The 13,973-nt window shown below is 61.7% G+C and carries 12 protein-coding genes and 1 pseudogene; 11 read left to right on the top strand and 2 right to left on the bottom strand.

The annotated features are described in order from the left end of the window. Positions 1-27: 27 nt before the first annotated feature. The 5 genes and pseudogenes from EJ997_RS05850 (at position 28) to EJ997_RS05830 (ending at position 6,511) form a co-directional block, all read left to right on the top strand. Positions 28-495: a DUF3817 domain-containing protein gene (locus EJ997_RS05850; RefSeq protein WP_206501857.1), complete on the top strand. Its 468-nt coding sequence runs from the start codon at positions 28-30 to the stop codon at positions 493-495. Positions 496-501: 6 nt separating this feature from the next. Further along, positions 502-2,042: pseudogene (guaA, locus tag EJ997_RS05845) on the top strand (glutamine-hydrolyzing GMP synthase). Positions 2,043-2,571: 529 nt separating this feature from the next. After that, positions 2,572-3,048 carry an aromatic ring-opening dioxygenase LigA gene (locus EJ997_RS05840; protein ID WP_126703734.1) on the top strand — a complete coding sequence of 159 codons (477 nt, stop codon included), beginning with the start codon at positions 2,572-2,574 and terminating at the stop codon, positions 3,046-3,048. A gap of 445 nt (positions 3,049-3,493) precedes the next feature. After that, on the top strand, positions 3,494-3,832 hold the full coding sequence (locus EJ997_RS05835; protein ID WP_126703733.1) for a hypothetical protein: 339 nt from the start codon (positions 3,494-3,496) through the stop codon (positions 3,830-3,832). A 57-nt stretch (positions 3,833-3,889) separates the two neighbouring features. Next, positions 3,890-6,511 (top strand): UvrD-helicase domain-containing protein, encoded by a 2,622-nt coding sequence (locus EJ997_RS05830; protein ID WP_126703732.1) that lies wholly within the window; start codon positions 3,890-3,892, stop codon positions 6,509-6,511. 176 nt (positions 6,512-6,687) lie between these two features. On the opposite strand, the gene EJ997_RS05825 is transcribed toward EJ997_RS05830, so the two are convergent. Then, positions 6,688-6,927 carry a hypothetical protein gene (locus EJ997_RS05825; RefSeq protein WP_126703731.1) on the bottom strand — a complete coding sequence of 80 codons (240 nt, stop codon included), beginning with the start codon at positions 6,925-6,927 and terminating at the stop codon, positions 6,688-6,690. Here EJ997_RS05825 and EJ997_RS05820 point away from each other — a divergent pair. The 4 genes from EJ997_RS05820 (at position 6,817) to sucD (ending at position 11,056) form a co-directional block, all read left to right on the top strand. Further along, entirely contained in the window at positions 6,817-8,232 is a 1,416-nt protein-coding gene (locus EJ997_RS05820) for an acyltransferase family protein (RefSeq protein WP_126703730.1), read from the top strand. The genes EJ997_RS05825 and EJ997_RS05820 overlap by 111 nt on opposite strands. Before the next feature lie 148 nt (positions 8,233-8,380). Then, positions 8,381-8,866: an SGNH/GDSL hydrolase family protein gene (locus EJ997_RS05815; RefSeq protein WP_126703729.1), complete on the top strand. Its 486-nt coding sequence runs from the start codon at positions 8,381-8,383 to the stop codon at positions 8,864-8,866. 96 nt (positions 8,867-8,962) lie between these two features. Further along, positions 8,963-10,126 carry an ADP-forming succinate--CoA ligase subunit beta gene (sucC, locus tag EJ997_RS05810; RefSeq protein ID WP_126703728.1) on the top strand — a complete coding sequence of 388 codons (1,164 nt, stop codon included), beginning with the start codon at positions 8,963-8,965 and terminating at the stop codon, positions 10,124-10,126. Between the two features lie 12 nt (positions 10,127-10,138). Next, entirely contained in the window at positions 10,139-11,056 is a 918-nt protein-coding gene (sucD, locus tag EJ997_RS05805) for a succinate--CoA ligase subunit alpha (protein WP_126703727.1), read from the top strand. Positions 11,057-11,256: 200 nt separating this feature from the next. Here the strand turns inward: sucD and EJ997_RS05800 are convergent, their stop codons facing one another. Next, complete coding sequence (locus tag EJ997_RS05800) at positions 11,257-11,691, bottom strand: hypothetical protein (RefSeq protein ID WP_126703726.1); 435 nt, start codon at positions 11,689-11,691, stop codon at positions 11,257-11,259. A gap of 134 nt (positions 11,692-11,825) precedes the next feature. Between EJ997_RS05800 and EJ997_RS05795 the strand changes: the two genes are divergently transcribed. Next, positions 11,826-13,280: a cell division protein PerM gene (locus tag EJ997_RS05795; RefSeq protein ID WP_126703725.1), complete on the top strand. Its 1,455-nt coding sequence runs from the start codon at positions 11,826-11,828 to the stop codon at positions 13,278-13,280. Next, the gene (gene purN / locus EJ997_RS05790) at positions 13,273-13,944 is read left to right on the top strand and encodes a phosphoribosylglycinamide formyltransferase (RefSeq protein WP_126703724.1); all 672 of its coding nucleotides are present in this window, start codon (positions 13,273-13,275) and stop codon (positions 13,942-13,944) included. The genes EJ997_RS05795 and purN overlap by 8 nt, the downstream gene beginning before the upstream one ends. Positions 13,945-13,973: the final 29 nt, after the last annotated feature.

Below are 13,973 nucleotides of genomic sequence, written 5' to 3'. Positions count from 1 at the left end.
ATCCTGCGATCAGTAAAGGAAGATGACGTGGCCTCAGCATTGCCCGAACCGACGCGTGAAGAGCGTGAGCAAGCTCGATTGGCGAGGGAGGGAGCCGAGAAGAAATCAGCAATTGCCCTCCTGTTCTACAAGGTCATGGCGTACGTGACCGGCTTCTGGCTCCTGCTTCTCGTGGTGGAGATGGTCCTCAAATACCTCGTCGACGTGAACGGCAACCACGAGCCCGTCATCGGCACCTGGGTCGCGATCGTGCACGGCATGATCTACGTCGTATACGTGCTTGCCGTGTTCAACCTCTGGTCGGTCATGAGGTGGAGCTTTAGCCGTATGATTTACCTCATAATCGCAGGTGTTGTCCCGGTTCTGTCGTTCGTTCTCGAGCGGAAGGCAGCAACCTGGTACCGAGAGGACCTTCCGGGTGCCCTCGATGCGGTGGAGGGCAGGGCCCTGCGCCGCGCACAGATCTCGCGCCTCAAGTCAGAGCGCGAAAGGTAGGAGAACATGGAACAGCAGACCGTCTACGTCGTCGACAACGGCGCACAGTATGCGCAGCTCATTGCCCGCAGGGTCCGGGAAGCGGGCTACTACTCGGAGATCGTGCCGCACTCGATCGATACTCAGAAGCTCCTCGACAAGAACCCGGCCGCCCTCATCCTTTCCGGGGGTCCGTCCTCCGTCTACGAAGAGGGCGCGCCCGCCCTCGACCCCCAGCTACTCAATGCCGGCGTTCCCGTGCTCGGCATTTGCTACGGCTTCCAGTCCATGGCGAACGCTCTCGGCGGCACCGTCGACAAGACGGGCGAACGCGAATACGGTCACACCGATATTGAGGTCACCGGCGGCCTCCTCGGCGACGGTCCGGACCAGTCCGTGTGGATGAGCCACGGAGACGCGGTCTCCGAAGCCCCGAGGGCTTCACGGTCACCGCGACCTCCGCAGGTGCCCCCGTCGCTGCCTTCGAAGACCGCGAGCGCAAGCTCTACGGCGTCCAATGGCATCCCGAGGTCCGGCACACCCCCGGCGGTCAGGAGCTCCTCGAGCGCTTCCTCGGTGAGGGTGCGGGCCTTCATGCCACCTGGTCAACCGGTTCGATCATTGATGAGCAGGTTGCCCGGATCAAAGCCCAGATCGGTGATGCGAAGGTTATTTGTGGCCTGTCGGGCGGCGTTGACTCCGCCGTGGCCGCAGCCCTCGTCCACAAGGCTGTTGGCGATCAGCTGACCTGCGTGTTTGTGGATCACGGCCTGCTCCGCCAGGGTGAACGCGAGCAGGTGGAGCGCGACTTCGTGACCGCAATCGGCGTCAAACTCATTACGGTCGACGACTCCGCGGTCTTCCTCGATGCTCTTATCGGTGTCACCGATCCGGAAGAGAAGCGTAAGACGATTGGCCGCGAGTTCATTCGTTCCTTCGAGCGGGCCACCCGCCTGGTCTCCGAAGAAGAGGGTGGGGTTAAGTTCCTCGTTCAGGGCACCCTGTACCCGGACGTTGTCGAGTCCGGCGGAGGAGATGGCGCCGCGAACATCAAGTCGCACCACAACGTTGGCGGCCTGCCGGACGATCTTGAGTTCGAGCTGTGCGAGCCGCTACGCGAACTGTTCAAGGATGAGGTCCGTGCCGTTGGCCGCGAGCTTGGCATTCCCGAAGCCATCGTTGGTCGTCAGCCCTTCCCGGGCCCCGGCCTCGGCATCCGCATCATCGGCGAGGTCACCCGCGAACGTCTCGACATTCTGCGCCGCGCCGACTTCATTGTCCGCGAAGAACTCACCGCGGCCGGACTCGACTCTGAGATCTGGCAGTGCCCCGTCGTTCTGCTTGCCGGTGTTCGTTCCGTCGGTGTCCAGGGTGATGGTCGCACGTACGGTCACCCGATCGTGCTCCGCCCCGTCACGTCCGAGGATGCCATGACCGCGGACTGGTCCAGGTTGCCCTACGACGTGATCGCAAAGATCTCGAACCGAATCACCAACAGCGTGGAGGAGATCAACCGCGTTGTTGTCGACGTGACCTCGAAGCCCCCGGGCACCATCGAGTGGGAGTAGTTAGCCAGTGAGGCCCGCGGATAGCGGGCCTCACCGCTTTAACTGTGCGAGAAGCACTCCCGCACGTGGGAAACCCTCTCGCACGTGGGAAACACTCTCGCACGTGAGGAGCGGCGCCGTCCTTGGAGAGCGCCGCCCTCGAGTGAGAGTCCGATCGGAGTTCCCCGTTTAGAGCCATTCCAGACTGTGGAATGGCTCTTTTCCCCTGATTCGCTCAAAACTACTCCATTTTTTAGGACTTTTGTCCGCCCGGCTTCGGCTGTATATATTCGAAAAATATAAAGATTCATGCCCAGATTGTCCCAGTTCAGCGAATAAATATTTATGACAATTGGGTCAAAAGGGTGATGACGGACACGAGGGGTTACGAATTGTTACCGAGATCCCGCCAGTTTTCCGCAACGCTGGCGTGAGGTAACAAATGTATACTTGTCCGAATTTTTCGCGGGCCATAAATTTGTAGTCAACAGGGCAGGCAACGGCCAGCTCGACAGGCGGGTAGCGCAACAGTTGCCCAAAGGAGGAAGTAATGACAACTAAGCTTGGGAAGATCACCGGAATCGTCACTCTGGTCTTCGGCATCCTTTTCGTTGCCACTGGTGCAACCGCATGGTTCATGGTTACGAGCCAGCTGAAGGAAGAGAACATCACGGTCTCGTCTGACGCATCGTTCGCTGCTGGCAACCAGGTCTCCGGCCCGATCTCCGCATTCGCGCAGGCAGAGGTCATCAAGAAGCACGCCCTCGCCATCTCCGACGGCGAAACCTACGCCACGCTTGGCACCCTCGCCTCCGAGGCTGAGGAGGCTGGCGATCAGGAAGCTGCCGATGCGTACAGTGCTCAGCGCACCACGCTCATGAACGCCTCGTTCCTCCGCTCCTCGCTCTTCACCTCCGTCCTCGCATACGGCGTCGCGCTGTTCGCGATCGGCGTCGGTGTCTGGATGCTCCTCATGGGCTCGACCATCATGGCCGAAGGACGCCGGAACAATGGAGCCCGGGTCTAAGACCCACGGCTAGCCGACAAGGCACCAAAACTGACTGAGACGCGCGGCTTCGGCCGCGCGTCTTTCGTCTCTAGCGAGCCACGTACTTTCCGGCTTTGGAGCCCTCGCATGTGTCTCTGGGAGCGGCATTGGCTCACGCCCAGTTAATTGGGGAGACGATCAACTCGCGCCCGGCGACGACCCGGTTTTCACTGACCGGTATGCGGTCGTCTCCCCAGCTGAACTCTGTTCTCGCCTGGCCTGCACTCTGTTCCGGCTTGGGCCACACTCTGTTCCCACTTGGTCTGAACGCGGTTCTTGCTTGGCCTGAGCTTGGTTCTTGCATGGTGCGGACTCGGCCCACGCTTTACCTGAACTCAGTCCACCCTTCGGTGTGGGTATTCTCTCCGGCGAAGCACTGGAGCGGAGGTCGAGGAGGTCCGGGGCAGGCGTTAGGCTGGCAGGCATGGATATCGTGCGTTCACTTCTTCTCATCGTTCACCTGCTTTCCTGGGCACTCGTTTTCGGTTACGCCCTGTCCGCTCTTAAAACGAAGGAAATGCCGAAGGGCCTGCTCCACGGCGCACTCGGTGCACTTCTTTCCGGCCTCCTGCTTGTTGGTGTGATCGAGATGGGTGACGGCGACGTCAACCACATGAAGATCGGCATTAAGCTAGTTGTGGCCCTCGTCGTCTCCGGCCTCGCTATTTGGGGTGAGCGCCGCGACGAGAAGCTGTCCGCTGGCTTCTTTGGCGGCATTGCCGGGCTCGTTGTCGTTAACGTAGCCATTGCCGTCCTCGTCTGAGGTAACCAGTCCTCGCCCGAGGTAGTCCGAACCCGTTTGCGATAACCCGAAAGATCTATGACTCCCGAACCGATTTCCGCCCTTGAACGGCTCCGCCAAAAGGTAGCGGCCCAAGCCGCCGCACAAAAACCAGCTACCCCCACCGCTCCCGCGGGTGGGGCGCCTGCTCGGGCAGGTGGAGCTCCTGGCGGGTACGCTCCTGCGCCATCAGGATCCGCAGACGCGGCGGATCGCCTCATTGAGGGCCTCAATCCGCAGCAGAAGGCCGCCGTCATTCACTCCGGCGGTCCGCTCCTGGTGATCGCCGGTGCCGGTTCCGGTAAGACGCGGGTGCTCACGCACCGCATCGCGCACCTCGTGGAAACGGGCCGGGCTCGCCCCGGTGAGATTCTCGCCATCACGTTCACGAACAAGGCCGCGAAGGAAATGAAGGAGCGGCTCCAATCTCTCCTCGGCCCGGTTGCGCACCGCATGTGGATCTCGACCTTCCACTCGGCCTGCGTGCGCATTCTTCGTGCCGAGCACGAAGCTCTGGACATGAGGTCGACGTTCACGATCTACGACTCGGCCGACTCCCTGCGTCTCATGAACCAGGTCTGCCGAGAAGAGGGCATCGACTCCCGCGTGGCCACCCCGAAGAGCCTGCTACGCAGGATCTCGGACCTGAAGAACGAACTTGTCGACCCGGATGACTTCGCACGGAGCCTGAACGACGAGGCGGACGTGACGGTTGCCGCGGCGTATCGGGGCTACCAGAGCCGGTTGAAGTCGGCGAACGCTCTGGACTTCGACGACATCATCATGACGACCGTCAACCTGCTCCAGGCCCATCCCGCCATTACCGAGCACTACCAGCGCAGGTTCCGCCACATTCTCGTTGACGAGTACCAGGACACGAACCACGCCCAGTACGTTCTCATCAAGATCCTTACCGGTACCGGGCCGGATGCTGGCGAACTTACCGTCGTGGGTGACGCCGACCAGTCGATCTATGCGTTCCGTGGCGCCACGATTCGTAACATCGAGTCCTTCGAAGAGGACTATCCGGCAGCCACCTCGATTCTGCTTGAACAGAACTATCGGTCTACCCAGAACATCCTGACCGCCGCGAACGCCGTTATTTCCAACAACCCGAACCGCCGGGCCAAGAGGCTGTGGACGGACCAGGGGGAGGGCGACAAGGTCATCGGCTACGTTGCCGACTCGGAGCACGACGAGGCACGCTTCCTCATTGAAGAGCTCGAGGCCATGCACAAGTCCGGCAAGCGCAAGTGGTCCGATATTGCGGTCTTCTACCGCGCCAATGCACAGTCCCGTGCCCTGGAAGAGATGCTGATCCGCGCGGGGATCCCGTACAAGCTGATCGGCGGCACCCGCTTCTACGAACGCAAGGAAATCAAGGACGCCCTCGCCTACCTTCAGGTCATCGCCAACCCCGATGACACGGTGGCGATGCGAAGGATCTTTAACACCCCGCGCCGCGGGCTCGGAGCCAAGGCCGAAGATGCTGTTGCGGCACACGCCCAAATGCATGGGATGTCGTTCGGCGGCGCAATTGCCGACGTCGGCAACCCCGAATCCCCGCGCGGTGCAGTCCCCGGCCTCACGCCACGTGCCGAGAAGACGATTGTCGATTTCCGCACCGTCCTGGAAGAGGCACGCGCCGCTTCGGAAGAGGGAGCGGCGCCCGCTGATACCCTCGACGAGCTTATGGCGAAGACGGGATACATGGAGGAGCTACGCAACTCCGATGACCCGCAGGACGAGGCAAGGGTCGATAACCTGGCCGAACTCCATTCGGTCGCAGCCGAGTTCCGCACGACGAATCCCGAGGCCACGCTCGGCGACTTCCTCGAACACGTTGCTCTCGTCTCCGACTCGGACCAGCTACCCGATGAAGATGCGCAAAACGACGGCGAAGTGACCCTCATGACCGTGCACACCGCCAAGGGTCTTGAATTCCCGACCGTGTTCGTCACCGGCCTCGAGGACGGCACCTTCCCCCACATGAGATCGCTTGCCGATCCCTTCGAACTATCCGAAGAGAGGCGTCTCGCGTACGTGGCGCTGACCCGTGCCCGCGAAACCCTTTACATCACGCGCGCCGCAGTCCGCAGCCAGTGGGGTGCGCCCCAGGAGTTGCCGCCGTCCCGGTTCCTCGACGAAATCCCCGATGAACTCGTCGATTGGCGCAGAGAGCACTCCGCGGGTGACGTGCTTCGCCGATCCACGTCGTCCAGCTACTCCGGTGGCTCCCGCTACTCGGATCCCGACTTCGGATCGTCCTCCTACGCTCCCGCCCCCATCGGCAAGGTCAAGCCCGGGCGGCTCGATGGTGGACCGAAACGCAAGAAGCCATCGACCCGGCCCCAGGATTCCCTGACGCCGGAAGATCTCGCAAAGTTCGAGGCGCGCAAGGCCGAACTGGAAGCTGAACGCGCGGCCGCCGCGGAAGAGGCCAAGAAGGCCCGCGCCGAACGTGCCCAGAAGGAAGAGGAGAGCCTCGGCGCCCTCGCTTCCCTCAAGATCGGCGACACCGTGATCCACCGCTCCTTCGGCCCCGGCACGGTTGTCGGTCTGGAAGGCACCGGCTCCAACCGCGTCGCCAAGGTCGACTTCGACGGAAAGAAAACAAAGCGACTCATGCTTTCCATGGCGCCGCTTACCCTGCCGGAATAGCCCACACGCGTGATGGCCCCGGGAGCTATGACACCGAAAGGTGGACGAGCCCCGGGGTCCTCTCGTCCCACCGGTCCCATCGCGGTTCAGCGCGTCGCAGGACATGCGCTATCCCAGGGACCATCAGACATCCTGCCTGCATGATCTTCCTTGTTTTCCGTTGATAGCAGTTGGCGTTAATCCTGCACATCGCCGCCGGTCTGGTACTTCATGAGGTTCGGCGAGTACAGTGCGACGCGCTGGCAGTTCGCTACTAAAGTGGCGGACAGAATCCGGAAAGAGGTGATCATGAGCACCGCAGAAACATCTGCACCAAGGAGGCGGCGAGGCCGCCACCCGATGGCCGACCCGGGGGCATTATCGGCGGCCTTGACGGCCTGCGAGCACTCGCTGTTATCGCCGTCGTCATCTACCACATCACCCCCGGAGCCCTGCCCGGTGGTTTCCTCGGTGTCGACGTGTTCTTCGTTGTCTCCGGCTTCCTCATCACCACGCTCCTGCTCCGCGAGGTCAGGAAAACCAAGAAAGTTGATCTCAAGGGATTCTGGACCCGCCGAGCCCGGCGGCTCTTACCCGCCCTGATCTTCCTTGTCGTCACCGTTGTACCCGCGGCCGCCCTGATCAACCGGGACTTGCTGGTGGGGATCGGCAGGCAGGTTCTCGGTGCCCTCACGTTCTCCTCCAACTGGCTGGAGATTGCCCACGGCTCGTCCTACTTCGACCAAACATCGCCGCTGCTGTTTAAGAACTTCTGGTCGCTTGCCGTTGAAGAACAGTTCTATCTGCTGTGGCCACCGCTCTTCATCCTCATCATCATGATGATCCGCACCTGGCAGACCCGCGTGGGGCTAGCCCTTGGCCTGGCGGGAGTTTCGGCACTGCTCATGGCGATCATGGCGGACCCGATGAACCTCACGCGCGTCTACTACGGCACCGACACCCACCTCTTTGGCCTGACGCTCGGCATTGCCCTCGCCTTCTCGTGGGCACCACCGAGCGGCACGTGGATGGTGGGAACATGGCAGCGCTACAGCCAGATCGTCGGCATCGCCGGCTTCGTGGGCCTCATGACTTTGCTCCTCGTGCTCGAAGACCAGTCGATGATCGCCTACCGCGGCGGCATCCTCCTCGCCTCGATCTGCACCGTCGCACTTATCGCCGCCATGCTCGCCCCCGGCTCACGGCTTGCCAAGATCTCCGACAACCGAGTATCGCGGTGGGTCGGCACGCGTTCTTACGCGATCTACCTGTGGCACTGGCCGATCCTCGTCATGGCTTCTCTGCTATGGCCCGCCGCCCCCGGCACGACCGAGTTCTGGATTCGCTCCGCTCTCGCCGTTGCTGTGACCTTCGGTATCTGCGAGTTCTCCTACCACTACATCGAAACCCCGATCCGCAAGAACGGCTTCAAGGAAACCATCTCGATCGCCGTCAACCACATCGCCACGAGGAGCCCGGCCGCCGTGGGCCTAACCGTTGCCGGCGCCATCATGGTCGCGGGAACCGGAATCGCCGTCGCCAGCGCCCCGAGAAGTCCTCCGTCCAGCTCGAGATCGAGGAGAACGAGAAGCGCTTCGAGGAGCAAAACAACACCGCCCCCGATCCGTCCGGAGACCCGGCGGGACCCGAAGATGCAAACGGGGGAGAGGGCTCCGAAAACGTCAACAACCCCGATGCTCCCGGCACCGATAACCCAGGCTCCGATAACCCGAGAGATCTGAGAACCCGGATGCTTCGCAGAGCCCGGATGGCACGGACAATCCGGATGGATCCGAGGATCCTGACGGTTCCGAGAACCCGGGTGAATCCGAAGGCTCGGAAGATCCCGATAACGGAAATGGCGGCCAGACTCCCGAGGGGGATTGGACCATGCCGACCGGTGATGAGATCACCGCGATTGGTGATTCCCTGATCGTGACCTCTGCCGATGGTCTCGAGGTCCAGTTCCCCGGAATCAACTTCATTGCGAAGTCCAACCGGCAGTGGCATCAGGCTCCCGCTCTCGTTGAGCAGGGCCTCGCCGATGGCACGATCCGCCGTGCTGTCATCCTGGACTTCGGTACGAATGCCGGCATCCCCGACCCGGATGTTGTTCGTCAAACCATCGAGCTGCTTGGGCCGGACCGGATGATTGTCATCGTGACGATCTACGGACTGTCCACGTTTATCGATGCGTCGAACGACTATATTCGTGAGATTGCGAGCGAGTACCCGAACGTTGCGGTTGCCGACTGGCACGCCGCAGTTTCGGCCCAGCCGCAGATGCTTCAGGCGGACCAGACGCACCCAAATATTGAGGGAATGTACCTCTTCGCGGAGACGGTTGACGGAGCTTTCCGTTCGTTCGTGGAATAAACTGGGAATCAGGTCACAGAAAGGCCGGTCCCTTGCTATCCTTGAGCTGATGTCTCGAAGTCGAGACACCGTGACACAATGGGAAGGACCTCCTCCGTGGACCTCTTCGAGTACCAGGCTCGCGACCTCTTTGCCAAGCACGGGGTGCCCGTGCTTGCTGGTCGTGTAGCTACAACTCCTCTGGAAGCTCGTCAAGCAGCAGAAGAACTCAACAGCAGCCTGTTCGTCGTGAAGGCGCAGGTGAAGACCGGCGGCCGAGGTAAGGCCGGCGGCGTCAAACTGGCACGCACACCGGAGGAGGTGGAAGAAGCCGGCTCCCAGATCCTCGGCATGGACATCAAGGGCCACACCGTGCATCGCGTCATGATCGCCGAGGGCGCCGATATTGCTGAGGAATACTATTTCTCCGTTCTCCTCGACCGTTCCGAGCGCCGCTACCTTGCTATGTGCTCGAAGGAAGGCGGCATGGAGATCGAGCAGCTGGCTGTCGAGCGTCCCGATGCACTCGCCAAGGTGCCCGTTGACCCGACCGTTGGCATCACCGAAGAGGTCGCCCGCGACATCGTGAACCAGGCTGGCTTTGATGCTGAGGACGCTGAGAAGATCGTTCCCGTGATCCTCGACCTCTGGAAGGTCTACGTCGAAGAGGATGCCACGCTCGTCGAGGTGAACCCCCTTGTCAAGTCGCCCGATGGCAAGATCATTGCTCTTGACGGCAAGGTTTCCCTCGACGACAACGCGGGCTTCCGTCACCCCGATCACGAAGAGCTTGTCGACAAGTCGGCAGAGAATCCCCTCGAGGCCAAGGCCAAGGAAAAGGGCCTCAACTACGTGAAGCTTGAAGGAGGTCAGGTCGGCATCATCGGTAACGGTGCCGGACTCGTCATGTCGACCCTTGACGTTGTCGCCTACGCGGGCGAGCAGTACCGGGTTGGCCCCGCTAACTTCCTCGACATCGGTGGCGGCGCCTCCGCCGAGGTCATGTCCAACGGCCTCGACGTCATCCTTGGCGATCCCGAGGTCCGTTCCGTGTTCGTCAACGTCTTCGGCGGAATCACGGCCTGCGACGAGGTTGCCAACGGCATCGTCCAGGCTCTCGCAATCCTCGGTGACACGGCTACGAAGCCGATCGTTGTGCGCCTGGACGGCAACAACGTTGAGGAAGGACGCCGGATCCTCGAAGAGGCGGCACACCCCCTCGTGACGATCATGGACACGATGGACGGAGCAGCCGCGAAGGCTGCGGAGCTCGCGGCGTAAGGAAGTTAAGGCATGTCTATTTTTCTCGACAAGAACTCCAAGGTCATCGTCCAGGGCATCACTGGCTCTGAAGGACGCAAGCACACCGCTCGCATGCTGGGTTCAGGCACCCAGATCGTTGGTGGAACGAACCCGAGGAAGGCCGGCCAGACGGTCGATTTCGATGTTGTTCCCGTAGGCCCCGGCGGCGCGGTAGCGGGCCAGGTTTCGGTCCCGGTTTTCGGAACCGTTGCCGACGCGAAGGAGACGACCGGAGCCGATGTCTCCGTCATCTTCGTGCCCCCGGCATTCACGAAGTCCGCAGTCATCGAGGCCATCGATGCTGGGATGCGACTCGTTGTCATCATCACCGAGGGCGTCCCCGTCGCCGACACTGCCGAGTTCCGCGCCTACGCGGAGCAGAAGGGCGTTCAGCTGATTGGCCCGAACTGCCCTGGCATTATCACCCCCGGCCAGTCCAACGTTGGTATTACCCCGGCGAACATCACCGGCACCGGCAAGATCGGCCTCGTCTCCAAGTCGGGCACCCTCACCTACCAGATGATGTACGAGCTTTCCGATGTTGGGTTCTCTACCTGCATCGGCATCGGTGGCGACCCGATCGTCGGCACGACCCACATCGATGCTCTCGAAGCATTCGAGGCTGACCCCGAGACCGAGCTGATCGTCATGATCGGTGAGATCGGTGGCGACGCCGAAGAGCGCGCAGCCGAGTTCATCAAGGCAAACGTGACGAAGCCCGTCGTCGGCTACGTGGCAGGCTTCACCGCTCCCGAGGGTAAGACGATGGGCCACGCGGGTGCCATCGTTTCCGGCTCTGCCGGAACCGCGCAGGCCAAGAAGGAAGCCCTCGAGGCCGTCGGCGTCTCCGTCGGCAAGACCCCGACCGAGACAGCTAACCTCGCGAGGAGCATCCTCCAGGGCACGTAGCCGGCGGGAGTGACCGATCGGTTTTACCGAGAATCGGGCACTCACCAGATAACGCTATCGAGGGCGGTGCGGAGACCAACTCTGCACCGCCTTCGGCCTACCACGAGAACCGGGAGTTACGCACCGCCTGCAAGGTACTTCTCGTGGGGAAAGCAAATGCCCGGAGGCGAAACGCTTCCGGGCACTGAGCTAGGCGGACCTTAGTCGGCTGATTCAGCGGATACTGCCGAGTATGCGCTGACGGCGGAGTAGCCGGAGTCGGCCGAGTACTGGGTGGACGGAGCAACCTGCTGGACGGGTGCGTTAGCGACCGGAGCGGGCTGGGCGGGTGCCTGCTGGACCGGTGCTGGAGCGGACTTCGTGGCGGTCGAGCCGGAGGTCGCCGGTGCCGGTGCGGGCTCGGGCGTGGTCGCGGAGACCGCCGTGACCGAGATCGTGTCGATGTCGGCGCTGTCGGACGTGGCTTCCGCCGTGTGATCAGCTGAGGTGTTCGCTTCGGCGTCGGCCGCCTTCTCCGGGGCGATGTATACCGCGGGTGTTTCCACGACCGTCGCATCTGCGCCCACCATATTGGTGGCGGCGACGACCCCAATCGCACCGAGGGTTCCGGTGGCGATCCACAGCTTTCGTGACACGGTTTCTCCTTTAACTCGTTTTCTATTATCCATTAAAGGGGGTGTGAATGAGGAGGGGAGGAAGGGTTGATGAGAGTCCTCTCATGAATGAGATGGTGAGTTGTTAATCGAAGCGGCGCGCAATCACTGGAATTATGGAAGCGATGAAAGCCGATGCTCGTACTAGCCCGATTCGCCTCGCGTTCGCAGCGATTCAGCCCATCCTCTACGGGTGGGCCATCGTTGTCGTGCTTGGCATCTTCGCATACACGGTTATGGCGGATTCACCGGCGCTCGGTACCACGTCCTGGCAGGACGTCGCGGGAATCACAACCGGCTGGTGGCTTACGGCCTTCGGCGGCTCCCTGCACTTTGACGGCGTCGCAATCTCCCTGCCGCCGCTCCTCATCACTCTTCTCACTTTCGTAGCTTTCGTGGGGTTTGTCAGGAAGTTGCCGGTGCGCGACTGGATCGACATTCTGGTTCTTATAGCAGCCTCCGCCGCGGTCCCCGCGGTTCTTGGGCAAATCACCCCGACCGGAACAAGCTGGTGGCAGGCCTGCATTGGCGCCGCGACGATGGCTTTCCTTGCCGTCCTCACGTCCAAGAACCGCACCGACTGGCTCGGGACCGGCTTCTTCACAACACCGGCCGGCAGAGCCATATACGACGGACTCATGCTCGGGCGGCGCGCCCTTGCCGTCGGACTCATTCTTGCCACGCTCGTCTTCGTTGCCGCAGTTATCGCCGGGTGGTCGCAGATCGTCACGATCAACAGCTACTACATCCTGGAATGGCACTCGAACGTCATGCTCTGGGTCTTCCAGCTCTCATACCTACCGACCTTTATTCTCTGGACACTGGCCTACCTTGTTGGCGCAGGCTTCTCCATTGGCACCGGGAGCTCATTCTCTGTACTAGGCGTTGAGTCGGCACCGCTTCCAGCGATCCCGCTCTTTGGCGCCCTGCCGCAGCCGGGGGATGGTGCCCCGTTCATCCTTGCGATCGTCGTACTCGTTTTACTTTTTGTGGGCATGCGGCAGGCGAGGGCCTTCCCGGCCCTTGGAGAAGCCGCCCTGACGGGCGCAATCCAGGTGGGTATTGTGGCGCTTGGGTGCTCCTTCCTTGCCCTGGCCTCCCGGGGTTCCATCGGCCCGGAACGCATGAGCGAAACGGGTGCCGAGCCGGCAATCGCCGCTGGCATGGGAGCCCTGATCCTCGGCGTGCCGTTCCTTCTCGGCATGATCCTGGCTCACCGCACCTCGGTCGCGAAGTATCGCGAGGTTTTGGGGATGGCGAAAGACAAGGCCAGCACGATCCGCGCCAAGGCCGCTGACTCTAAGCAGTCCGTTGTTGCTCAGAATGCTCATGACACCGACGATGTGCAAAACGGTGGCAGCGTGAGTGCGCCGGTCACTCGTGGCAATGGTCAGGGCAATCATCACGATGAGACGGGTAGTGAGACAAAGCTGGTGGTGACCGACGAGGGGGACACCATGGAAGACAATGGGGGAGAGAGCCCGTCGGTGACGGTCGATGACACGTCGACCGCAATCACTGCGATCACCGCTCGTACGGCCCCGGATGCTGAAGGAAAGAAGAATGACTAACCGGGCGCGCCTTGCCGTTCTAATCTCGGGCGGCGGGTCGAATCTTGCGGCGCTCATGGAGGCGTGCGAGGACCCTGCCTACGGGGCCAATGTTGTTCTCGTTGTCGCCGACCGGGATGGTTGCGGGGGAGTGGAGATCGCAAAGGACGTGGGGATCGACACCGCCGTTCTGAAGGTCTCCGACTACGCTGAGCGGAACGAATGGGACCGGGCCCTGGCCGCCAGACTTTCGGAAGCGCAGCCGGATCTGGTTGTCTCTGCAGGATTCTTGAAGATGCTGGGAAGCGCGACGCTGGCGGCCTTCCCCGGGCGGATCATTAACACCCACAACTCGCTCCTTCCCGCTTTTCCCGGTATTCACGGTCCGGCCGACGCTTTGGCCTACGGAGTGAAGATTGCCGGGGCGACACTGTTCATTGTTGATGACGGCATGGACACCGGCCAGATCCTTGCCCAGTGCGCAGTTCCCGTACTCGACGGTGACACGGAAGAGACCCTTCTCGAACGGATCAAGGTTGCCGAGCGTGCTCAGCTTGTTCAAACGGTTGGTGCGATGGTGCGGGACGGTTGGCGGATCTCGGGTCGCCGAGCGATCCTTAACAGCCCCGCAGATGATCCCGGTACGTTAAACGGACAGCCTGGGCTCTCGATTCCTGTCGAATAGAAGAATGTGCAATACGTTATGACTTTGGT

The organism is Flaviflexus ciconiae, from assembly GCF_003971195.1.
GTDB lineage: Bacteria > Actinomycetota > Actinomycetes > Actinomycetales > Actinomycetaceae > Flaviflexus > Flaviflexus ciconiae.
This window is presented reverse-complemented; position numbering and strand designations above follow the sequence as displayed.